Origin of the sequence: Victivallis lenta (genome assembly GCF_009695545.1) — a bacterium.
Taxonomy (GTDB): Bacteria; Verrucomicrobiota; Lentisphaeria; order Victivallales; family Victivallaceae; genus Victivallis; species Victivallis lenta.
On record NZ_VUNS01000012.1, the window covers coordinates 68,250 to 91,635 of the forward strand.

Below are 23,386 nucleotides of genomic sequence, written 5' to 3' on the forward strand. Positions count from 1 at the left end.
GGTCAGTTCCTTTCGATTTGCAGGCCGGTTCCGGCGAGTTCCCGCTCGAAGCCGGCGACGGTTTCAGGAGACGGCGGCGGCACATTTTCCATCGGGCAGGGTTTGCCGAGCGCGCGGTATTTGGGGTCGCCGAAATGGTGGAACGGCAGGACTTCGACCGCGAGCGGTTCCCCTTTCGCCCTGCGGCGGCTCCGGTTCAGCGTGTCGAGGATTCCGGCCATTGCGGAACGTTCTTCCGGCGCATCATTGCAGCCCGGCACGAACGGGATGCGGAGCAGCAGCGCATCGGCCTCTTCCGCCGCGCGGGCGAGATTGGCGAGCAGCGTGCCGAAGTCGCCGCCGGTACAGGCCCGGAACGTCTCCGCCGTGCCGGATTTCAGGTCGGCGATGACGAGATCCGCCTCGGAAACCAGGAGCGGGAAGGCCGCAGTCGCTGCGTTCGATTCGAAGGCGGTGTGGATTCCGTTCCGGCGCAGCGTGCGGAGCAGAGGCGCGAGCTCGGCGGCCTGAAGCGACGGTTCGCCGCCGCCGAAGGTGACGCCGCCGAAATCCCCCCAGTTTCCGGCGAGCGCCGCAAGTTCGGCGGCCAGCGCCTCCGGCGTCGTGTCGATGCCGCACCACTCGAGCGCCGGGTGGCGCAGGCGGCGGCACGCCGTGTCGGGGCAGCTGCGGCACCGGGTTCGGTCGAGGATTTGTCCGTCGATTGCTCCGTGCGGACAGAAGCCGCCGAGCGTTTCTCCGGCGGCCCGTTCGGGGCGGAACAGGAGTTCGCCGCTCCCGGCGATGCTCTCCGGCGACGCGCACCAGCGGCAGGCGAGGTTGCATCCCTTCAGATAATAGATCCGGCGGTGCCCCGGCCCGTCCCGGCGGTCGGACCATCCCCGTGCGAAGAGTCTCATATCGTGACGAGCTCCCCCGCAAAGCGTCTGACTTGTCCCGGCTCGCGCCCCTTGCGCTGCCGGCGGAGCGAATCGACCGCTTCCCGCGCCATGGCGTCGATCGGCTGGCGATAGCCTGTGACCGGAGTTCCCGGCACGGAGGGAGGGCGGTCCACGCAGTAGAGCCGCACGCCGGGCAGCGGTGCGCGGAACACGCTCTGCAGCAGCGGCGCGTTGACGCAGATGCAGGCGGCCGGTGCTGCCGCCGGGAACGGCGGTAACGCGCCGCCGGTGCGCGGCAGCCGCACGATGTCGAAGGAGGTTCCGATCTTCTGCATGATGTCGAGAAAAGCGGCTTCGCGCTCGGCATTCGTGTCGACGTTGAGGTCGGACCGGGTCAGGAAACGGAAGTGTGCGGCGCCGTCCGCCGCCGCCTGTCCGATCAGGGCTTCGAGGGCGGCCCGGTTGTCGAGCCCGACGTAATCCGCGAACGGACCCGGCACGACCTGGTCGAAGAAGGTCATGTTCGCGCCGAGAATCCGGAGGCGTTCGAAGACGCGGAAATCGAACGACCGGTCGGCCCCCCAGATGATCAGGTCCTTCACGCCGCGCGCGGCCATCTTGACCGCGATGGCGAGCTGCTCCCCGCCGGTGTCCGGCTCCGGGATGCCGAGCACGAGCAGCGCGTCGGCGGCGCGGGCGTGGCGGCTGACCGCCTCGACGAACCGGCCCGAGAAGTCGTGCGGCAGCGTCGTGATGAGCCCGATGCTTTCGAGCGGACCCGGGTGCGCCCGGAACGAATCGGCCACCCGGGTGCCGCGCGGCCGGTTCCGCAGGATGATTCCGGCCGCTTCGAGCTGATCGTAGGCGCGCCGCACGGTCACCCGGCTCGCGCCGGATGACTCCGCGAGTTCGCGTTCAGACGGCAGCTTCGCGCCGGGTTCGAACTGCCCGGAGAGAATTTCCCCGACGATGAAGAGCCGGAGCTGCTCAGTCCGGTTCGGCTCCTGCTCCTTCATGCGCATTCGCTCCTTTCCAGCCGCCGGACGATATCTTCCTGGATGGCGGGCGACAGATCGAGGAAGTTCACGAACGTTCCGTGAATCCGCATGATGTAAATCCCGGACGGCACGAGCTTTTCCGGATCAGCCAGAATTCGGCGCAGGTGCGCGGCGCTGTCGATGTTGAAGTAGACGTAGTACGGCGCGGCGCCCTCCTTCCCGGCGGAGAAGAGCGGGCGGACGATCCGGTCGCGCAGGGCGATGCCCTTCGCCTCCGCATCGGGCGTGTCGGCGAATATGGCCGGAGAAAGCCCGATGTGCGAGGCGTAGCCGCCGGTCATCTGTCCGAACGGGAGTTTCCGTTCCGAAAGCAGCTGGTCGGTCAGCTCCGCGGAGACCGCCTCCGGCCGGGGATCGATGCCGTAGCCGAGCATGGTGCGCGCGTTCCGGCCGTCCGGCGTCGCGCCGACCCAGCAGCCGTAGAGCAGGTGCGTGCTCGGCGTCGAGAAGTCCGGCATGAAGGGGGCTCCGGAAGGGTTTCGCAATGCCGAGACCTTTTCGCAGACCCGCGCCGCGACCCGCACGGCGGTTTCGTCCGGCTCCTGCCGGTTGGCGCCGTATTTCGGGTAGCCGAGCAGCCGGGCGCGGAGGAGCTGCGCGCCGGCGAAGTCGCTGCGCAGCGCCGCGAGCAGCGTTTCGAAGCCGCCCGGCTCCTCGGCGAGAAAATGCTTCACCGCGACGATCGAATCCGCTGCGACGCTGAGCCCGTGGATCAGGCAGCCGCTGCCGTTGCAGCGCGTGCCGGGGTGTTCGGCGTCGCGCATGTCCCGGCCGCTTTCGAGTCCCCCGAAAAGCAGCGAACCGAACGGGGTTGGACATCTGCCGATGGCGCGGGTGCAGCAGTTGGCCGCCTCCTCCATGCGCGGCAGGATGAAGTCGAGCTGGCGGAAGAAGGCGTTTTCCAGGTCGTGCGCGGCTTCCTCCGGCGACGTATAGCCGAGTTCGGCGGCGGAGAGGCCGATTTTCCGGCCGGTCAGCAGCGAACGGCCGTCGTTCAACGCGAGTTCGAGCACCTTGCCGAGGTTCAGCCAGCTGTTCGTCGTGTTGCCGTTTTCCCTGCCCATGATGAGCGGTTCCTGACAGCCGGCCACGGCCCAGTCCGGGATGTCTTCCGGCGCGATTCCCTTCGCGGCCAGCAGCTCGAACATCATGTCGTCGTTGAAGAGCGACGGCGTCGAGTGACCCGGTATGAAGAAGAATTTTCCCATGGCGCGATAGAGGGAGTCGGGTGTGCCGCGGTGAATTTTGACCGACAGTGCGGGCTGCGGCAGGTTCGAGCGGCGGAACGCTTCGAGGATTACGCCGGTCATGGCGTTCGTGAGGTCGTTCCCGTCCATATCGCGCCCGCCGAGCAGGATATTCTGCGAGATGGCCCAGCCGCGCGCGCCGACCATGTAGAATGCGAGCAGGTGTTCGAAGAGCGCAACCGCCTCTTCGAACGGCGTTTCCCCGAGATACAGCGCGAAGACGCGGTCGAGGTTGCCGGCCGAGAATGCGTACGGGTTCGGCGCCTGTTCGAGGCACATGACCTGCCAGAGTAGCAGATAACTCTGCAGCGCCTCGTGCAGATTCCGGGCCCCGTATCGCGGCACGCGGCGGCAGAGTTCCGCAATCCGGCCGAGCCGGGCCGCCTCGTCCGGATCGGCGGCGCGCTGCACGGCAAGCGTTTCGGCGAGTCCGGCATAACGCCGGGCCAGGATCAGCACGGCTTCTCCGGCCCGGCGCATGACCGGCGCATAGCCGCCCGGCGTGCCGCGTTTCAGGAACGCTTCGAGCCCGTCGGAGAGGATCGGCCGCATATCCGGGATCATGTGCCCGGTCACCGGCTCCATGAAGAAGGCGACTTCGGAAGTCAGCGTCTCGAACCTGCCGTATACGGCTTTGAGGTCGCGGACGAACGGCGTTTCGCGGTAGTAACCGCGCACCGCCTCGATCCGCTCCGGCGGAAGCTCCGGCGTCGGCTCGAGGTCGTCGTAGATCGCCAGCGGGTCGCAGTAGCCCGCGAACGACTGGACCCGGAACGCGGGGTTGATCAGCGCGTAGCTCGGCGAAAAGGCGTCGTCCTGCGTTCCGGCGAGAGCGCTGCCTTCCGGGATCGACAGCGTCATCTTCTCCGCAAGGCGGCAGAGCAGTTCGCCGGCAGCAGCCGGATCGTCCGGATCGGTTCCGCCGCGCCGCATCGTCTCGCGCTCGCGCATCCTGAGTTCCTGCAGGTAAAACCAGCCGTCCACCCGGAGCTGCCGCCGCTTGCCGTCGACGAGCTTCCGGAGTCCATCCTTCAGAATCGCATCCGCCGTATTCATTTTTTCTCTTTCCGTTATGAAAGGCTTGCAGTTTGCTGTCTATGGTATTATAATATAATGCCATTGGAAACGAATGCAAGCGGAGGCGCGCGGGAAAATGAAATTGATTCGATTTGCCCCGAACCGGGTCGGGAGGGTGTATGCGGGCGGCGCGGAGATCGACCGGCTGCAGGGAGTGGAAGCTCCGGCGGACGGCGGCTGCCCGGAGGAGTGGATCGCTTCGACGGTCGAAGCGCAGGGACCGCGCCGTCCCGGCGAGGGAGTGAGCCGGGTTCTGCTGCCGGACGGCGGCAGTGTGCCGTTCGACCGGCTGCTCGGGGAGGAGGCGGAGGAGATTCTCGGCCCCGCTCATGTCGCCCGGTTCGGAAAAGCGCCGGGTTTCCTGACCAAGCTGCTCGACTCGGCGATCCGGCTGCCGGTGCAGGCGCATCCGGACCGCGCCGCGGCGAAACGGCTGTTCGGTTCGGAGTACGGCAAGACCGAGGCGTGGATCGTCATCGGCGGCCGGAAGATCGACGGCGAGGAGCCGTATCTGCTGATGGGGTTCAACGAGTCGTTTGATTACGAGGTGTTCCGGCGGGAGGCGCTCGCGGGCGTCATGGAACGGACGGTCGGCATGATGCACCGCTGCCCGGTCGTGCCGGGGGAGGTCTACCTGATCACGGGCGGGCTGCCGCATGCGATCGGCTCGGGCGTATTCGTTCAGGAGATCATGGAGCCGACCGATTATGTCGTTCAGCCGGAGCTGCATTGCGGCGGAACCCGGCTGGATGAACGGGCGCGCTGGGGCGGGCTCGATCCGGAGAAGGCGCTCGGCGTGTTTCACTGCGAAGCGCTCCCGGAGGCGGAACTCCTGCGGCGGGTGCGGCGGACGCCCGTGGTGTTGTCGGAGTCGTCCGGCACGGTTCTCCGGCAGTTGCTGGACCGCGGGGAGACCGGCTTCTTCGGTTCGCTCGAGCTCCGGCTCGACGGCAGCTGGACGCGCCCGGAGGAGCTCGGCTGCTTCATGGCCGGGACCGTTCTCGGCGGGACGGCGGTCGTCGCGGCGGGCCGCGAGCGCCTTGCGCTTGCACCGGGGCAGACCTTCGCGCTCGCCGCTTCGGCGCGGCCGGTGTTCGAAGGGAAGGCGGAAATCCTGTTTGCGCTGCCTCCCGCCTTGCATTTGCGGGAATGACGGGATATGGTAAGCGTTGTCTGGATCAACCGTTTCCCGGAACCGCAAAACCGGGGATTACAGGAGAACATACGATGGATATCGTGACATTGCCTTCCCGCTCCGTTCCGGTTCTGGCGGAGGCCGACATCTGCGTCGCCGGCGGCAGCTGCACCGGCGTCTTTGCCGCCGTCACCGCCGCCCGGCGCGGCGCGCGCGTCGCCGTGGTCGAGCCGCAGAACCGGTTCGGCGGAACCGCGACCGCTTCGCAGGTCTGTTACTGGCACAGCATTTTCAATCTGGACTATTCCCGGCAGATCATCGCCGGCATGACCGACGAGATCCTGCACCGGCTCGACCGGCGCGGACAGGTCGATTATGCCGACGGGCCGGACCCGAGCTGGTATGCGCGGCTGAACACCGAGGAGCTCGCCATCGAGCTGGACGAACTGGTGGTCGAGGCGGGTGTGCTGCCGTTCCTGCACACCCGCGCGGTCGACGTCTGGCGGGATGCGGACGGCCGCCCGGCCGGACTCCTCGTCGCGGGCAAGGGCGGGCTCGGCGTCCTGAAGGCGAAGTATCTGGTCGATGCGACCGGCGACGGCGACATCTGTGCCGCCGCCGGGGCGGAAATGTGGCGGAATCCGTCGCTTCAGCCGCCGACCGCCTGCGCGAAGATGAGCCGCTGGCCGGAGCGGGAGGTCGGGATGTTCGAGCTCGGGAAGTGGATCCATGCGGAGGCGGAGCGCTATCGCATGCCGGAGGGGATGATCTGGGGGTGTCCGACTCCCGGGAAAAACACCTTCATGCTGGCCGGAACCAAGATTCCGGACGCGGATTTATCGGACCCCGCCGAGTTGACCGCGGGCGAGATCGAGGGGCGCCGCCAGATCCGCGCGATTCAGGACATCGTGGCCGGGCACGGCCTGCCGCGGCCGGTGCTCGAGGCGCTGCCGTCGCTGATCGGCATCCGCGATACGCGGCATATCAGGTCGCTTTACCGGCTGACCACGGACGATGTCCTCTACGGCCGGGAGTTCCCCGACACGATTGCGCGCGGCACCTACCGGGTCGACGTTCACAGCCAGAACCCGCCCGGCACGCGCTTCCTTTATCTGGATGGAACCGAGGTGTTCATCAGCCCCGACCGGGAGAACGAGGCGACCCGCTGGCGGCCGGAGGGACCGGCGCCGGAGTGCTACAACATTCCGCTGCGCAGCCTGATTCCGGCCGGATTTGACAACCTGATTTCGGCCGGGCGCATGATCGACGCCGAAACCGGCGCCTACGGCGCGGTCCGGGTCATGGTGACCATGAACCAGACCGGCGAGGCGGCCGGAAATGCCGCTTACGAGGCGCTCGACAAAGACACCGGCATCCCGGAGGCCGCCGGCCTGTGACCGGGTTTCCGCCGCGGCGTCAACGGATGATTTCGTAGACGAGGACGGCTTCGCCGTTCAGACCGGCCGTGTCGGCGGTGAACTTCAGGAGGCCGTCGGCGAATGTCGATGCGACTTCACCGAGGCGCTCTCCCTTCAGGTTGACCGCATACACCTTCGGAGCGCCGCCTGCGCCGAGGTTGAGCGCGACCTCTCCGGCCGCCCGGCGGACCAGGTGCGGAATGTTGCCGTAGGAGTTCAGCAGCTCCATCGACTCGTCCCCGAAGGTCATGCCGGTGTGGGCGGCGTTGTTGAGGTGGAAAAACAGGATTTTCCGGGAATTCCGCAGCTCGTTCCCGTCCATCGAGGAGGCGAAGAACGTGCTGTACGGCGTGCGGTTTTCGACGGAGAGGACGTCTGCCTTGCCGGCGCCCGTCCCGACGAAGACCAGCGCTTCGCTGCGGGGGGCGGCGACCCGGAAGAGATTCTCTTTCCCGATCAGTTCCAGTTCTCCGGTGGAGCTGATGAAGTGGCAGTTCCGGGGATCAAACACTCCTTTGCCGCCGACCGGCGCGCCTTCAAGCTGTCTGACCAGTTTCTGTTCAGACGGTTTCGAGCCGAGGTGCCAGTAATAGCTTCCGTCGGCCGGAACCCGGGTGGAATTCCCGAGTTTTGCCACCAGCATGAGTGCATTGCAAAGCCGCGGCAGCGCTTTCGCTTCCGGATCGATTCCGGCCGCATCTTTCGGCATAACGAGCGTTGCGGAAACTTTTGAGGCGGCAACATCTCCCCGCAGGAAAAGAAGATGGATCATCCGGTCCGACAGGTAGGAGATCGGGTCGCCGTAGAGGTCGAAATAACCGCCCCACGACTCCTTCATGTAATCCTTGCCGCCCCATGCCCACTGGAAGGTGTAGAGCGCATCCCAATCCTGAAACCCGGCCAGGGAACCGGAGATTGCCCCGCCTTCGCCGCGTGCTTTCAGCGGTTTGCACCATTTCAGCTCGGTCAGGGTGTAGGGGCGGCCGCAGATGCGCGATCCGCCGAGTTTGTTCGAATAGGCATCTTCTTCCTGAAACAGCTCCACCCAGCCGGCCTGCCGGCATTTGACGGGCGGCCTCCAGTTGTCGCCTGTGATCTCCGGATGGCCGATATAGTAGTGCATGTCGATGTAGTCGTTGTTCAGGCGCGTCAGGTTCAGAAGCGGTTCGGGGCCGTTGTTCTGATCGGTCAGCGGCGTGCGGATGCCGATGGCGCGGAGCGCGGCGCGCATTTTCGCGGAATGTTTTTTCTGGAAATCCTGGAGGAAACGCTGGCGGAACCGGAGATCGGACTGCTTTTCCTTTGGAATGCCCGCTTTTTTGCACCATTCGACGAAAAGGCCTTCCCACTGCCAGCCGCGCGCGCCGTGGTTTTTCGGGTTCCAGTCTGCGAGAACGCGATTTTCATTGAGGGTGCTGATGAAGCAGAACACCGGGTCTTCCGCGTAAGTCAGGCCGGTATAGGGGTTTTTATGGGTCATGAAATTCTTCGCGAAGGCGAGAAAGTTTTCTCTGGCCGAATCCACAAGATAGACGGCGTTCTTGTAATTCCAGTGGCCGACCGGATGGAAGACTTCGGGCAGTTCCCTGTCCGAAACGATCCGGCTGCAATAAAGGTCGAGCGTCACATAGATGCCGCGGTCCTTGAACTGTTTGATCAGGTAGTCCATGCGGTCGATCTTTTCCGGGTCGAGTTCGGTGGTCGAGCCGCCGTCCTTCCTGACGATGAGGTTGTCGTAGTGGTGCAGCCGGACCGAGTTGTAGCCGGCGCGGGCGATCGACTCCGCCAGCAGCGCGGCGTCCTCTTTGGGCGGAATGCTGCTGGCTTCGCTCAGGTTGACGCCGAAGAAGCGCTGCTTTACGCCGGGCAGCTTCTCAAACTCGAAGTGATCCCCGACGACTTTCAGAAAGCCGTATTTTCCGGCGGGACGGTGGTGGTTCAGGGCCTTGCCGAAGTCGAGAATCGAGCCCTCCCTGATCTTCGTCACGTCGAAACGGATTTTCCTCCAGTCGTTCCCCTCCCTGACCACATACGGGCCGGCGGCGGCGGTCAGCAGAGAAAAGAGCGCAATGATACTCCAGAGCCAATGTTTCATCGGTGGTAGTTCTCCTGTATTGATTGATCAGAAAGGAAGGTCGGCTTTATTCGCGTCGAAGATGCTCAAACTGCTGTTGACCGCATACGGGCGCAAATCATTGAATCCGGTGCTTGAAGCGTGGCCGTCACCGCACAGGATATTCGCCCGTCCGGCATGGCGGAGAATGACTTTCTGGTTGTTTGTTCCCACCCAGAAAATCTGCTCGCTGCAAAGCTCGTCGCCGGGATTTCCAGTGGCGCTGTCGGCAATAATCATGACATTCGAAGGAGAGCCCTGCGGGCACCAGTCAAGCACGCCGGCGTTCGGAACTTTTCCGAGCCGGGTGATTTTTACGAAGAAGATCTGCGGGTTTGTGTTGTTCCAGTCCGCATAATTCCTCCATGCTCCGGTGAGGCACGCGTTCATGCCGTAGACTTCGAGCTGCGTATTGCGGTAATTTTTGCTTTTCCCTTCCGGTACGGAGGGGCAGCGATAGGGTTTGTAGGCGTTGTAGGAAGCAGCGTCGTACCAGCCGCTCGCGGCGGCCGTCCCGCCGAGGTTCTGGGTGTCGCCCTGGCTTTTGCGCAGCAGCCGCGCCCAGGTTTCGTTCGCATACTGTACGGACGGCAGGTAATCGTGATTGGATATGGTGTACTGCATGGTGAACAGCCCCACCTGCTTCAGGTTGGACATGCAGGAGGTGGTGCGCGCCCGTTCCCGGGCCTGCTGCAGGGCGGGCAGAAGCATCGAAGCGAGAATGGCGATGATCGCAATAACCACCAGAAGTTCGATCAGCGTAAAATATCTGTCTCTCATGTTCCATTCCTTTTTTTGCGGGTTCGTTCCGTCCGGCGCCGTCCGGATGCGAGCTGTTTTGAACTCTGTATTAATTATACCCGGAACGGCTCCGATATGCAATAGACAATCTGTACGAAAAAGTGCCAACATCGCCAGGAAAAATTTATCGAAAAAAATGGTGTCCCGGGTTGATTTTTGCGGAGATGGCGATCAAATTACCGGGAAGGCGGATTGCCGGAATGACCGATCAGGGAAGGAGCGATGCGACAGATGGACCTCTCTATGTATTACCGGTTCAACATCGATGAACTGCCGCCGGTGCCGCAGCCGTTCTATGCGTACGGGACCGGTATTTCGCGGCTTCTGCGCAGTCAGACGATGGTGAAGAAGGGAGGCGTGAATCCGTTTGTCGAAGTGCTCTGGGGCGTGGAGGGGGTCGGGGAACTGGTTCTTTTCGAGCAGGCGTTCCCGATCAAGCCGGGGGATGTGTTTTACTATCTGCCGGGGGAGACGCATGAATGCCGTTCACTTTGCGACTGCTGGAATTTGCGCTGGCTCTGCTTCGACGGGCCGCTGGCCGAGGCGGTCATGCTCTCCTACCGCTACCCGCGGCATCAGCATCCGAGTTCCGCGTATCCGGAGCGGCTTTTTACGGAGCTTGAGCGCAACATCGGGGACTCCGATCCGCTGCAGATCCGCCGGATGGCGGCGCTTGTCCTCGAGGCGCTGGCGCATGCCGGCGGCCGGGTTGCCGGCGGGCTGCGTTCGGAAGTGCTGACGCAGCGCTGCGTTGAGTTCATCGTGGCGAATCTGTCGAATCCGCAGCTCGGGGTCGGGATGCTCTGCGACGAGTTCAAGGTGGCGCGGTCGACGCTGACCAAGGTGTTTTCCGAACAGATGGGGTGCGCGCCGGGGCGCTACATCATGGATCACCGCATGGCGCACGGCATCGCGCTGCTGCGGGGGACGAGTCTGCCGGTCGGCGAGGTTGCGAAGCGGTGCGGCTTTGCCGAGACGCGCTCCTTCTCCCGCTTCATCCGGCGCGGCAATCAGGTTTCGCCGCTGGAAATGCGCAAACAGGGGGGCAGCAGCAGGCGGCCGGACCCGGTTTGCGGACAAACTGCCGATCCGGCGCGCGTCAAATGAACAGAAAACGGACATTTTGTCCGAAAGCGGGGCGCCGTCAGCCGGATTCAGGGCCGGATGGCCACGAATCCGGAGATGTTCCGGCTTCCCGGATCGGGGAGTTTTATTTGTTTGCGCCCGAAGGCAGGCCGCATTCGAAGCGGTTTTCTCCGGCCGCAAGCGTCCGGCTGCTGCCGTCCGGCAGCTCGACGCGGCCCGGCACGCCGTCGCCGATCCGGGCGGTCAGCCGGAACTCGCCGCCGTCCCGCTCCCATTCGACTGAAATCTGTCCGGACGGCGCCCGGTGGGACGCCTTCACTCTGTCGACGCCGGCGGCCGGAAGCGGCCGGAGCGTGACTTCCGAAAATCCCGGATGCTTTTCGTCCGGCACGATTCCGGCCAGATACTGCATCATCCACGCCGCGATATCGCCGAACATGATGTGGTTGCGCGACGCCTGCCCGTCCCAGTTCTCCCACAGCCCCGTCGCTCCGCGGGAGAGCCAGTGGACCCAGCCCGGGAAATCCGGCTGGGTCAGAATCCGGCAGGCCGTGTCGGCATAGCCGTTCGCGGCCAGCGCGCGCGGAACGAACTTTGCGCCGACAATGCCGAAATCGGCCCGGCAGCGGCGGTTTTCCATGTGTCCGGCCAGCTTCGCCGCGACTGCGGAGCGTTCTTTTTCCGGACAGAGGCCGAATTCAAGCGCGAGCGCGAGCGCGGTCGGTTCCCCCTTCGCATAGGTGCCGCCGCCGTGATAGAACGCTTTGTTGAAGGCCTCGCGGATTTCGGCCGCCAGCGCCCGCAGTTCGGCGGCGTCGCCGTCGCGGCCGAGCAGCTCGGCGCACTTGGCGACGGTGACCGTTTCGCAATAGCTGTAAGCAGTCGAAGTGACCTTCGTATCGACGATCCGCGAATGGTCGTAATGGCACCAGTCGCCGAGGCCGAATTCAATGATGCGGTTGTCCGCCAGCGTTTCGAGGAAACGGATGTACTGCCGCATCTGCCCGTAATTCCGTTCGATGATCGATCGGTCGCCGGTGTAGAGGTAGACGTTGTAGGGGATCAGGATGAATGCGCTGTCCCAGACCGGACCGGAACCCCAGTTGAAGCCCCAGCCGCCGGAGGGAATGATGCCGGGCAGCTGTCCGTTCGGGCGCTGCACGTCGGCGATGGTCTGAATCCACTCCGCATAGGACGACGCGAGGTCGAAATTGAAGAGCCCGGTTTCGGAGGCGAGCGATGCGTCGCCGGTCCAGCCGTTTTTTTCGCGGTGCGGACAGTCGGTCGGAATTCCGACGAAGTTCCCGACGAAGCTGCGGCGGGTGTATTCGAAGAGGGTGGTCAGCTCGCGGTTCGATGATTCGAAGGAGCCGATCGATGTGAAGCCGGTGCTGACGACTCTCGCCTCAAGCGCGACGATTTCGGCTGTCCCCTCTTCAACTGCAGCCTCGACGAAGTTGAAGCCGTGGTAGACGAAGCGCGGTTCCCACACCTCTTCATCGCCGCCCTTGAGGGTGTAGCGGTCGGTCTGGGTTTCGCCGCTCAGGATGAAGCTGCTGATGTTCGACTGGTCGATGTCGTCTTCGCCGTCGTTGATGAGTTCCGAATAACGGAGGCGGACGACGGCGCCGCGCTCCCCCCTGACCCGGATGCGCGCCCAGCCGGCGACCGGCTGGCCGATATCGTAAATTATGCCGCCGGAACGGCTTTTGAGTTCGCGCGCCGGTCTGAGAGTCCGTGTCACCCGGCAGGGAGGCATGACCTGTTCGGTGAGGACGCCGCCGGGACCCGGGATGATTTTCGCCTTCTCCCAGGCCGAGTCGTCGAAACTGTTTTCGGACCAGCCCGGAATCTCCTTCCGGGCATCGTAGAATTCGCCGTTGCGGAGCTGGGTGAACGTGATCGGCCCCGCTTCGCGCAGGCATTTCCAGCTCTCGTCGGTGCGGAGGGCGACTTTGCCGTCGATTTCGAGTTCGAGGATCAGCTTCGGATAGTCGTTCCACGACACTTTGTCGAAGTGCCAGACTTCGGAGGTCAGCAGGTTGTACCAGCCGGAGCCGAGAATGACGCCGAAGGTGTTCGCGCCTTTCCGGAGCCGGCTGCTGAGATCGTACTTTACATACCGGGCGCGGCGGTCGTACTGGGTGACGACGGGATCGAGCACATGGTCGCCGACCTTTTCGCCGTTCAGGTAAAGTTCATAATAGCCGAGTCCGCACAGATAGACGACGGCTTCGCCGCGGCCGTCCCATTCGAACGCCCGGCGGAAATACGGTGCGGGCCGGGCCGGAGCCTGCCAGTTGTTGAGACAGAAACCGGCGGAAATCCAATTCGAACTCCATTTTCTCTCGATATCGCACGAAATCATGACAGCATCCCCGTGATTGAAGGTTGATTGAAGTAAAAATACCGTGCATTCGGGCATTTGCAAGCCGGCGGGCGGAGAAATGAGGCGGAAAATAAAAGCGGAGCGCGGCAGGTCTGCCCATCCGTAAAGGCGGCGGGAAAGGGGCTCCGCGCCCCTTGGAACCCTGTGGGGACCGGGCGGCCCCGAACCCGGTTGCTTTGTTTTCTACAGTGCGGCCAGCAGCGCTTTCGAGAGTCCGAGTTCGTAGACGAGGTCGAGGATCGTGTAGCGTTTGCGGATCAGCTGAGCCGCCGCGACGCCGTGAACGTATTGACCGCTCTCCAGCCCGATCTCCGCCGGCGACGCCGGACAGTGCGCCGCTTTCAGCATCGCTTTGAGTTCCGCGAGCGGATAGAGCTGCTTTTGCGTCCGTTCCTTCAGCGCATTCCAGTTGCGGTAGATGAGTTCCCGCCGTTCCGCCAGCTTCTCCCCTTCGAGGAATTTGGACAGCGCGATCTCCTTCGCTTCGGCACCGTAGCAGCCGCGGATCAGCAGCGCGTCGATTTCCGCTTCGCGGGCCGCGCGCGGCAGTCCGGGTTCCGCATAGCGGCGCGCCTCTTTCTCCGTCAGCGAAAAGAGCGCTTCGTAGAGTGCGGTCGAGGCGACCGTGCCGACCGAAACTTTAAACCCGTGCGAGACGGAGTCGCCGTTGAAAGTCAGGTTCTCCATCTCCCATATGTGGCTCATCAGGTGCTCCGCGCCGGAGGCCGGGCGGGAGTCGCGGTAGAGCTGCATGGAGTATCCGGTCGCCGCCAGCCCCATGAAAACGCGCCTGACATCCGCCGGATCGGATAAATTGTCGCGGAGCGGCGTCTGTACCAGCTCCCAGACGTCCGGCCGGACCGGCTCCATTCCGAGCTGGTCGACGACGATCCAGTCGGCTCCGGCCGGAATTTTCGCCATGAGGTCCGCATAACCGGCCGCGAACATTTCGGGCGGCGCGCTGTCGAGCACGGCGGTGTCCGCGACGATCGCCAGCGGCGCCGGACAGGGCAGCGTTTTCTTGAGTCCGTCGACGTTCAGCGCCGCGCCGTACGAGGTGTAACCGTCCACGGACGGAGCGGTCGGCACGCAGCAGTAACGGACCCCCTTCACCCCCGAGGCGCGTTTGACCAGATCGTTGACCGTCCCGCCGCCGACCGCGACCGGCACGCAGTTTTCCGGGAATGCGGCCAGCAGTTCGTCGACATGTTCGACCGTCGCGTGCAGGATCGGCCTGCCGGGGAACAGATACGGCGCGCAGCGCCCGATTCCGGCTTCCTCGAAAATGGCGTTGAGCTTCTCTCCGGCGGCGGTCCAGGTGTTTTCGTCCGCGACGATCCACGCATCCGGGCCGGCACCCCAGTGTTTGCGCAGGATTTCCGGCGCATGGCGCAAGGCGTCCGCTTCGAGCACGAAGCTCTCCGTTTCCAGTCCGGGCGGGATGGTGATCAGATTCATGGCAATCCTCCAGCGGTTGATGTTTCGTTTTGTTTATTATAGTACGAAACTTTGTGGAAAACAAGTGCGGAACCGATCTTTTTATCACGGAAAAGAGTCCGGCTGTTTCCGACAGTCTCTTCCGGAAGAGTTCTGAGATATTTGCGCGCGGCATTCTTATAGTCAGACGATTTTATTTTTTTACGGGAAAAGCCGGCGGGAATTTGCGAAAAAAACGATCCGGCGATATATTACGGACTTGAGATTTTGCCCGTTACAATTTTTTCTCACAGGAGTTCATGCCATGGCCAGAGGGACCGTTGTTCAGAAAATCATCGAAGCGCATTTTGTGGAAGGCAGCCGCGAAACCGGCAAGCCCGTCGCGATCCGGATCGACCAGACCCTGACTCAGGATGCGACCGGGACCATGGCCTACCTCGAACTCGAGGCCATGAATGTTCCCGGCGTCAAAACCGAGCTTTCGGTCTCCTACGTTGACCATAACATGATGCAGAACGGCCCCGAAAACCGCAACGACCACCTGTATCTGCAGAGCGTCGCGGCTGCGAAGGGCGTCCGTTTCTCGCCTCCCGGCAACGGCATCTGCCACCAGGTCCACCTCGAGCGCTTCGGCGTGCCGGGCAAGACGCTGATCGGGTCGGATTCCCACACCCCGACCGGCGGCGGCATCGGCATGATGGCGATCGGCGCGGGCGGGCTCGACGTCGCTCTTGCGATGGCCGGCAAGCCGTTCCGCATTCCGTACCCGAAGGTCATCGGCGTGAAGCTGACCGGGAAGCTTTCGCCGTGGTGCGCCGCGAAGGATGTGATCCTGAAGCTCCTGTCGATCCTGACCACCAAGGGGAACGTCGGCTCGGTCGTCGAGTACTTCGGCCCCGGCGTGGCGACGCTGACCGTGCCGCAGCGCGCGACGATCACGAACATGGGCGCCGAACTCGGCGTCACGACGAGCCTCTTTCCGTCCGACGAATCGACCCGCGTTTTCCTGAAGGCGCAGGACCGCGAGAAGGATTTCGTTCCGCTCGCGGCCGATCCGGACGCCGAATACGACCAGGTCATCGAGATCCGGCTCGACGAGATCGAGCCGCTCGCGGCCTGCCCCTCCAGCCCGGACAACATCAAGTCGGTCCGCGAACTGGCCGGCACGAAGGTCGGACAGGTCCTCATCGGTTCCTGCACGAACTCGAGTTACCGCGATCTCGCCATGGTCGCCATGACGCTGAAGGGGCGCCGGGTTTCCGAATCGGTCACGCTCTCGATCGCGCCGGGCAGCCGCCAGGTGCTCGAGATGCTGGCCCGCAACGGCATGCTGGCCGACATCATCGCCTCCGGCGCGCGCATTCTCGAAACCGGCTGCGGCCCGTGCATCGGGCAGGGACAGAGCCCGGCCGACGACACGGTCAGCGTCCGCACCTTCAACCGGAATTTCGCCGGGCGCACCGGCACGAAGGGCGATCAGGCTTACCTGGTCAGCCCCGAAACCGCCGTCGCCATCGCGCTCACCGGCGAGTTCACCGACCCCCGCACCGCCGGAATCGAATACCCGAACGTGGTTGAACCCGAAGTGTTCGAGATCAACGACAATATGATTCAGCTGCCGGGCGGTTCCGGCGAGATCGTCCGCAAGCGCACCATCGGCGCGCCGCCGGTCAACCAGCCGCTGCCGGACGAGCTCGACGGCGTCGTGGTCATCAAGGTCGGCGACAAAATCACGACCGACCACATCATGCCGGCCGGCATCCATCTGAAGCACCGCAGCAATATTCCGGTCTATGCGAAGGTCGTCTTCGAGTGCTTCAACGAGGCGGGCAGGCCGACTTTCGCCGAACGGGCTTCGGCGGTCCGCGATTCCGGAAAAGCCGGGATTATCGTCGGCCGCGACAGCTACGGGCAGGGGTCGAGCCGCGAACATGCGGCGATCTGCCCGATGTATCTCGGCGTGAAGGTCGTCGCCGCGCTGGCGATTGAACGGATTCACAGCGCGAACCTCGTGAATTTCGGCATCGTTCCGCTGGTCTTTGCGAATCCGGCCGACTACGATTCGATCGGGGAGAACGATTCGCTGGTTTTCCACAGCCTGCGCGGGCAGCTCAGGCCGGGCGAACCGGTCCGGGGAGAGCTCACGAAGGCCGACGGCACAAAGAAGGAGATCGTCTTCAACCATCGCCTGTCGGCGGAGGACATCCGGATCATCCTCGCCGGCGGCATGCTGAATCTGTAAGGAGGCTGCCGTGGAAGCTCTGCCGTGCGCATGGCGTGAATTCCTGGGCGGTGAGCTCGATTCCGCCGGATTCGACGCGACCCTCGAACGGGTTGCCGCGGAGCGCGCGGCCGGGCTGCAGGTGTTTCCGCCGGAAGGGCAGCTGTTCACCGCGCTGCGCCTCACGCCGCCCGAAGCGGTCCGCGTGGTTCTGCTCGGGCAGGACCCGTATCATGACGACGGGCAGGCCGAGGGGCTGGCGTTTTCGGTGGCGCCGGGCGTGAAGTTTCCGCCGAGTCTGCGCAATATCTTCAAGGAGTATGCGTCGGACCTCGGGCGGGAGATTCCGCTCTCCGGATCATTGCGGAACTGGGCGGCGAACGGTGTGCTGCTGCTGAACAGCGTGTTGTCGGTCCGCGCGCACGAGGCCGGCAGCCACCGGAAATTCGGATGGGAGCGTTTTACCGACTCGGTCATCCGCTCGCTGAACCGGCGGGCGGAGCCGGTTGTCTTTCTGCTCTGGGGGAATTTCGCGATAGCGAAGCGGCCGCTGATCGACGAGTCGCGCCACCGGGTGTTCGAGAACGTGCATCCGTCGCCGCTGTCGGCGCATCGCGGTTTTTTCGGCAGCCGCCCGTTTTCGCAGGCGGAACAGGCGTTGGACGGCTGGAAATGGCCGGAACTTTGAGGATGTAAATGAATTTTGAACCGGTGAAGTGGCTCGGCGCGGCGGAACAGGGCGGCGCTCCGTATTTCCGTTGCGAATTCGATGCGGAGACGGTCGCCGGCGCGACGCTGGCGATCTGCGGTCTCGGCTGGTACGAGGTCTGCCTGAACGGCCGGAAGGTCGGCGACCATGTGCTCGATCCGATCGTGACGAATTATGATCTCCGCGCCCGTTATGTCGTCTACGATGTCGCGGCGTACCTGAAGCCGGGGCGCAACACCGTCGGCGTCGTGCTCGGCACCGGCTGGTATGACCATGTCGACGCCGATGTCTGGAATTTCGATCATGCGGCCTGGCGCGACCGGTGCAAATTCGCGCTGCATCTGCGGTGCGGCGGCGCGGAGCTCGTCTCCGGCGAACCCGCCGGCTGGAGGTGTACGACGGCCGGGCCGATCACCTTCAACTCCCTGCGGAACGGCGAATATTACGACGCGCGGCTCGAAATGGCGGGCTGGGCGGAGAACGGCTTCGACGATTCGACATGGCAGGTCCCGGTTCCGCTCGCGCCTCCGGGCGGTGTGCTCGAGGAGCAGACTTCGCCGCCCTGCCGGGTCATGCGGGTCATCCGGCCGGTTGCGCTGAAGCGGCTCTCCCCGACGCGGGCGGTGGCCGATTTCGGCGTGAACCTCTCCGGCTGGTGCCGCATCCGCGTCCGGGGCAAGGCCGGAGACACGGTCGAACTGCGCTACGGCGAACGGCTGTTTCCGGACGGGCGCGTCGACAAGGAGCACATCGGCAAATTCGTGCTCTCCGGAGAAAACCAGTGCGACCGTTACACGCTGCGCGGCGACGGCGTTGAGGAGTGGGCGCCGCGTTTCACGTTCCACGGCTTTCAATACTGCCAGATCGACGGGGAGCCCGAGCTGGAGTCCGTTACGGCGGAGTTCGTCCACACCTCGTTTGCGGACGCCGGGAATTTCGAGTCTCCGGATGCGGAACTCAATGCGCTGCAGCGCGCCGTGCAGGAGAGCTACCGCGGCAATTTCGTCGGGATTCCGTTCGACTGCCCGCACCGCGAAAAGAACGGCTGGACCGGCGATACGCAGCTTGCCGCCGAAACCGGGCTCTGCAACTTCGACGCCGCTTCGAGCCTCGAGCAGTGGCTCGATACGCTGGCTGACTGCCAGCGCCCGTCCGGCCAGCTGCCCGGCATCGCCCCGGCCTGCGGCTGGGGGTACAACTGGGGTTCCGGCCCGGCCTGGGATGCGGCGTTTTTCGTGATTCCGGAGCTGATTTACCGGTATACCGGCAGCGGGCGCACCTATGAAAAGCATTTCGACGGCATGCTGCGCTATCTCGATTACGCCGCATCGCGCGCCTCCGGCGACCTCGTGGCGTTCGGGCTCGGCGACTGGAACCATGTCGACAATGCGAAGATCGCCCCGGTCGAATTCACTTCGAGCGCCTACCTCATGCACTGCAACCGGCTGGCCGCGAAGTTCGCGCGGCGGCTCGGGCGCGGGGAGGGCGCGATGCTCGACGCGCGGGCGGAGTGCATGCGCGCTGCGCTGAATGCGAGGTACAACAACGGCGGCGGCAGCTTCGCGCATGACGAAATGACCGCCCTCGGCATGGCGCTCGTGTTCGACATCGCGCCGGAGGGGGAACGCGCCGCGGCGGCGGAGCGGCTGGCCCGGATCGTCCGCGACAACGGATACAAGCCGTATTTCGGCATTCTCGGCAGCCGCGCCGTTCCGCGCGCGCTGGCCGATGCCGGGTTCGTCGAAACCGCTTTCCGCCTCTTCATGCAGCCGGAGTATCCGGGGTGGATTCACTGGCTGCGGCAGGGGGCGACGACGCTCTGGGGCAACTGGCACGGCGAGGCGTCGCGGAACCACATCATGTTCGGCGACGTGAGCGCCTGGTGCTTCCGCTACCTCGGCGGCCTGGTGCCGGACGAGGCGCACCCGGGATTTTCGTCGGTGACGCTGCGGCCGCACCCGGTTCCGCAGCTCGACTGGTTCCGCATGTTCCACGACACGCCGCACGGCCGGATCTCGGTCGGCTGGCGCCGGGAGGGCGGAACGTATCAGTTCAACGTCTCGGTTCCGGACGGAATCGAGCATCATCTGGAGCCTGAAGTCGAATGAGTCTTTTCCGCCCCTGCATCGACCTGCACAACGGACAGGTCAAACAGATCGTCGGCTCCACGCTGACCGATTCCGGTTCGTCGCCCCGGACCAATTTCGTGGCGGAGCACGACTCCGCCTGGTACGCCGAGCTCTACCGGAGCGACAACCTGACCGGCGGGCATGTCATCAAGCTCGGCCCCGGCAACGACGAGGCCGCGAAGCGCGCGCTGGCGGCCTGGCCGGGCGGCCTGCAGCTCGGCGGCGGCGTGAATTGCGATAATGCGGCGGAGTGGCTCGAGGCGGGCGCCTCGCAGCTGATCGTGACGAGTTTCATTTTCTCCGACGGAGAACTGCGGATCGACCGGCTCGAGCAATTGTTCGACATCACCGGCCGGGAGCGGCTTGTGCTGGACCTCTCCTGCCGCCGCCGCGAAGACGGGAAATATTATATCGTGACCGACCGCTGGCAGAAATTCACTTCGACCGCGATCCATGCGGATACGCTGGCCTTTCTCGGCGATTTCGCCTGCGAGTTCCTGATTCACGCCGTTGACGTCGAAGGCAAGCAGGCCGGCATCGACGAGGAGCTGCTTTCGCTGCTTGCGGCGGAGAGCCCGATTCCGTGCGTCTATGCAGGCGGCATTGCGAACTTCGGCGACATCGGCAAGATCGAGCGGGCCGGAAAGGGGCGGATCGCCTACACGGTCGGTTCGGCGCTCGATATCTTCGGCGGTCCGCTGTCGTACTGCGAACTTGCTGCTTACGCGGGCCGGAAGTCCTGACCTGCCGGCCCGCGCAGGAGCGGCTTTCCGAAAGGCGGAAGGCTCCGGGAGCGGGCCGGGTAACCGCATGTACTCCAGCCGCTTGGCCGCGCGAAGGCGCGCGCGGGCGCAAAAAATGCAGATATTCCTTTGCAAATCAAGGCGGAACGCTTGTCAAAACGGGTGTGCCGCTGTATATTACTCCATTTGATGCCGATGACGTGATTGCAACGAATTTCATATATGGAAGCAGGAAGAAGTTATGAGCGATTTCGAGACCAGGGACATTCCCGTCAATATTGAAGACATCATGCATACTGCATATCTGCAGTATTCGCTGAGCGTCAACGTCGGGCGGGCGATCCCGGATGTGCGCGACGGCCTGAAGCCGGTGAACCGGCGCATTCTCTACGCGATGAAAATGCTGAACCTCGGCAAGTCTCACGCGACCGTCAAGTGCGCGCGCGTGGTCGGCGAGGTCATGGGTAAATACCACCCGCACGGCGATTCCGCGATTTACGACGCGCTGGTCCGCCTCGCGCAGGATTTCTCGATGCGCGCTCCGCTCATCGAGGGGCAGGGCAATTTCGGCAATATCGACGGCGATCCGGCGGCGGCCAGCCGCTACACCGAGTGCCGCATGGAGCGCCTCGCCGAAGAGATGCTTTTCGACATCGAAAAAGACACCGTCAACATGATCCCGAACTTCGACGAGTCGGAAAAGGAGCCCGAGGTGCTTCCGGCCAGCTTCCCGCAGCTTCTGGTCAACGGCACGACCGGCATCGGCGTCGGCATGGCGACCAGCATCCCGCCGCACAACCTCGGCGAAGTCATCGACGCGACGGTCTGTCTGCTCGACAATCCGAAGGCGACGGTCGACGAGCTCATGGAGTACCTGCCCGGCCCGGATTTTCCGACCGGCGCGATCATTCGCGGCCGCTATTCGATGCGCCAGTTCTACCAGACCGGACGCGGCAGCGTAAAGCTGCGCGCGAAGGCCGACATCATCGAGAAGGACGGCGTCGAGCAGATCATCATCACCGAGATTCCGTACGCGATCAACAAGGGGCAGCTCGTCGAGAAGATCGCCGAACTCGTGAAGGATAAGCGCATCACCGGCATCTCTTCGATCACCGACGTGTCGAGCAAGCGCGTCGGTCTCCGCATCGAGATCGGCGTCAAGCGCGGCGCGATGGGCAGCGTGATCCTGAACCAGCTTTACAGCCAGACCCAGCTCGAAACCGTGATCGGCTGCACGATGCTCGTGGTTGACCACAACCGGCCTCGCACGATGAACCTCGCGCAGGTGCTGCAGGCTTACATCGACCACCGGCTCGAAGTCGTGCTCCGCCGCGCGATTTTCGATCTGAACAAGGCCGAAGCGCGTTCCCACATCCTCGAAGGGTTGCTGAAGGCGCTGGCGAACATCGACGAAGTCGTGCAGATCATCCGTGAGTCGCGCAACCGGCAGGAGGCGCAGACGAACCTGATCGCCCGCTTCGCGTTCACGCAGATTCAGGCCGACGCGATCCTCGACATGCGGCTGCACCAGCTGACCGGTCTGGCCGTCGAAGTGGTTCAGGCCGAGTTCGACGAGCTTCAGGTCAAGATCGATTATCTGCGCAAGCTCGTGGCCAGCCGCGACATGCGGCTCGGCGTGATCCGCGAGGAGCTGATCGAGATCAAGAACAAGTACAGCGACCCGCGCCGTTCCGAAATCACGGTCGACGACTCCGACCTGAACATCGCGGACCTGATTCCGCGCCACAGCTGCGTGATCACCGTGTCGAATACCGGCTATATCAAGCGGGTTCCGAGCGACACCTACCGCACGCAGCACCGCGGCGGCAAGGGCATCATCGGCATGGAGACCAAGGAGGAGGATTACGTCGAGCACCTGTTCAATGCGGACAGCCACGATCTGATCTTCTTCTTCACGGACCGCGGTTTCATGTACTGGCTGAACGTCTATGAGATTCCGGAGGGTTCGCGGACCGGCAAGGGCAAGGCGATCGTGAACATGATCAAGGTCGAGCCCGGCGAGAAGATCTGCGCGATGCTGACCGTCTCTCCGGACGAGTTCGACGACCCGAACAAATACATCGTCATGGCCTCGCGCAGGGGCTACATCAAGAAGAGCGAGCTTGCGCTGTTCAAGAACCTGCGCCGCGTGGGGCTGCGCGCGCTCGTCATCGAAGAGGACGACGACCTGATCGGCGCCGGCATCAGCGAGAACGGCAACGAGATTCTGCTCTCTACCCGGCTCGGCATGGCGTGCCTCTTCGACCAGGACGACGAGCAGATCCGCCCGATGGGCCGCACGGCCCGCGGCGTGACCGGCATGCGCTTCAAGATCGACGGCGACTCCGTGGTCAGCATGGAGGTCATCCGCGAGCATGTCTATACCGAAGCCGAAATGACCGGTGAGGAAGGCGAAACCGAAACGGAAGTCGAAGTCGAAGTCGAGACGGACGAGGAAGGTCCGGTCTTCGGCAGCGGTCCCGAGGTGCTGGTCGTCACCGACGGCGGCATGGGCAAGCGCTCGTTCGTCAGCACCTACCGCAAGACGAACCGCGGAGCGAAGGGGGTCGTGAACATCAAGCTGCGCGAGGGTGAGCATGTGCTTGCCGTCGTGCAGGTGACCGACGACGACGAGATTCTGCTGACCACCGAGCGCGGACAGCTCGTCCGCATTCCGGCCAGCGAGATCCGCACGGTCGGCCGTGCGTCGAAGGGGGTCCGGATCATGAACCTCAATAACGGCGACCGGATCACCGGCGTCGCGAAACTGGTCAAGGTTGAAATCGAAAAGACGGCCGTCACGGTTGACGGCGAAATCGAAAACAAGGCCGACAATGTGTTGGCGGAAGCGGCAGCGATGCCGGAAGAACCGGCAGTTCCGGGCGAAGACGTTCCGGAGCAGCCGGGAGAAAGCGAGGAGTAATGCCCCGTCTCGATGAAAT

At 63.9% G+C, this 23,386-nt stretch carries 15 protein-coding genes; 8 read left to right on the top strand and 7 right to left on the bottom strand.

Features of this window, described 5'->3' with window-relative positions; translation table 11 throughout:
* Positions 1 to 2: 2 nt before the first annotated feature.
* From FYJ85_RS12065 to FYJ85_RS12075, 3 genes are read right to left on the bottom strand one after another with little or no spacing between them, the layout of a single operon-like run.
* On the bottom strand, positions 3 to 899 hold the full coding sequence (locus tag FYJ85_RS12065) for a radical SAM protein (protein ID WP_154418844.1): 897 nt from the start codon (positions 897 to 899) through the stop codon (positions 3 to 5).
* A complete protein-coding gene (locus tag FYJ85_RS12070; RefSeq protein WP_206213143.1) occupies positions 896 to 1,897 on the bottom strand; it encodes a GntR family transcriptional regulator in 1,002 nt (333 codons plus the stop codon). Before FYJ85_RS12070 ends, FYJ85_RS12065 begins: the two co-directional genes overlap by 4 nt.
* Positions 1,894 to 4,242: a pyruvate formate lyase family protein gene (locus FYJ85_RS12075; RefSeq protein WP_154418846.1), complete on the bottom strand. Its 2,349-nt coding sequence runs from the start codon at positions 4,240 to 4,242 to the stop codon at positions 1,894 to 1,896. The genes FYJ85_RS12070 and FYJ85_RS12075 overlap by 4 nt, the downstream gene beginning before the upstream one ends.
* Before the next feature lie 97 nt (positions 4,243 to 4,339).
* Here FYJ85_RS12075 and FYJ85_RS12080 point away from each other — a divergent pair, with 97 nt between their 5' ends.
* Both FYJ85_RS12080 and FYJ85_RS12085 read left to right on the top strand, forming a co-directional pair.
* Entirely contained in the window at positions 4,340 to 5,416 is a 1,077-nt protein-coding gene (locus FYJ85_RS12080) for a class I mannose-6-phosphate isomerase (protein WP_154418847.1), read from the top strand.
* 74 nt (positions 5,417 to 5,490) lie between these two features.
* The gene (locus FYJ85_RS12085; RefSeq protein WP_106053495.1) at positions 5,491 to 6,795 is read left to right on the top strand and encodes an FAD-dependent oxidoreductase; all 1,305 of its coding nucleotides are present in this window, start codon (positions 5,491 to 5,493) and stop codon (positions 6,793 to 6,795) included.
* Positions 6,796 to 6,814: 19 nt separating this feature from the next.
* Here the strand turns inward: FYJ85_RS12085 and FYJ85_RS12090 are convergent, their stop codons facing one another.
* Positions 6,815 to 8,911 carry a glycoside hydrolase family 5 protein gene (locus tag FYJ85_RS12090; RefSeq protein WP_154418849.1) on the bottom strand — a complete coding sequence of 699 codons (2,097 nt, stop codon included), beginning with the start codon at positions 8,909 to 8,911 and terminating at the stop codon, positions 6,815 to 6,817.
* A gap of 27 nt (positions 8,912 to 8,938) precedes the next feature.
* Entirely contained in the window at positions 8,939 to 9,709 is a 771-nt protein-coding gene (locus tag FYJ85_RS12095; protein ID WP_154418851.1) for a type II secretion system protein, read from the bottom strand.
* Between the two features lie 252 nt (positions 9,710 to 9,961).
* Between FYJ85_RS12095 and FYJ85_RS12100 the strand changes: the two genes are divergently transcribed.
* Positions 9,962 to 10,837 (top strand): helix-turn-helix transcriptional regulator, encoded by an 876-nt coding sequence (locus FYJ85_RS12100; RefSeq protein ID WP_158703993.1) that lies wholly within the window; start codon positions 9,962 to 9,964, stop codon positions 10,835 to 10,837.
* 103 nt (positions 10,838 to 10,940) lie between these two features.
* On the opposite strand, the gene FYJ85_RS12105 is transcribed toward FYJ85_RS12100, so the two are convergent.
* Together FYJ85_RS12105 and FYJ85_RS12110 are read right to left on the bottom strand one after the other, a co-directional pair.
* Positions 10,941 to 13,184 (bottom strand): family 78 glycoside hydrolase catalytic domain, encoded by a 2,244-nt coding sequence (locus tag FYJ85_RS12105; RefSeq protein WP_158703992.1) that lies wholly within the window; start codon positions 13,182 to 13,184, stop codon positions 10,941 to 10,943.
* A 204-nt stretch (positions 13,185 to 13,388) separates the two neighbouring features.
* Positions 13,389 to 14,663 (bottom strand): sn-glycerol-1-phosphate dehydrogenase, encoded by a 1,275-nt coding sequence (locus FYJ85_RS12110; RefSeq protein WP_154418853.1) that lies wholly within the window; start codon positions 14,661 to 14,663, stop codon positions 13,389 to 13,391.
* Between the two features lie 283 nt (positions 14,664 to 14,946).
* Here FYJ85_RS12110 and FYJ85_RS12115 point away from each other — a divergent pair, with 283 nt between their 5' ends.
* The 5 genes from FYJ85_RS12115 (at position 14,947) to gyrA (ending at position 23,367) form a co-directional block, all read left to right on the top strand.
* A complete protein-coding gene (locus FYJ85_RS12115; RefSeq protein ID WP_106053489.1) occupies positions 14,947 to 16,884 on the top strand; it encodes an aconitate hydratase in 1,938 nt (645 codons plus the stop codon).
* A 10-nt stretch (positions 16,885 to 16,894) separates the two neighbouring features.
* Positions 16,895 to 17,551 carry a uracil-DNA glycosylase gene (ung, locus tag FYJ85_RS12120; protein ID WP_206213144.1) on the top strand — a complete coding sequence of 219 codons (657 nt, stop codon included), beginning with the start codon at positions 16,895 to 16,897 and terminating at the stop codon, positions 17,549 to 17,551.
* Positions 17,552 to 17,559: 8 nt separating this feature from the next.
* Positions 17,560 to 19,680: an alpha-L-rhamnosidase gene (locus FYJ85_RS12125; protein WP_154418855.1), complete on the top strand. Its 2,121-nt coding sequence runs from the start codon at positions 17,560 to 17,562 to the stop codon at positions 19,678 to 19,680.
* The gene (gene hisA, locus FYJ85_RS12130; protein WP_106053486.1) at positions 19,677 to 20,444 is read left to right on the top strand and encodes a phosphoribosylformimino-5-aminoimidazole carboxamide ribotide isomerase; all 768 of its coding nucleotides are present in this window, start codon (positions 19,677 to 19,679) and stop codon (positions 20,442 to 20,444) included. Before FYJ85_RS12125 ends, hisA begins: the two co-directional genes overlap by 4 nt.
* A gap of 241 nt (positions 20,445 to 20,685) precedes the next feature.
* Positions 20,686 to 23,367, top strand: a complete 2,682-nt coding sequence (gene gyrA, locus FYJ85_RS12135) for a DNA gyrase subunit A (RefSeq protein WP_106053485.1) — start codon at positions 20,686 to 20,688, stop codon at positions 23,365 to 23,367.
* The last annotated feature ends 19 nt before the right edge of the window (positions 23,368 to 23,386 follow it).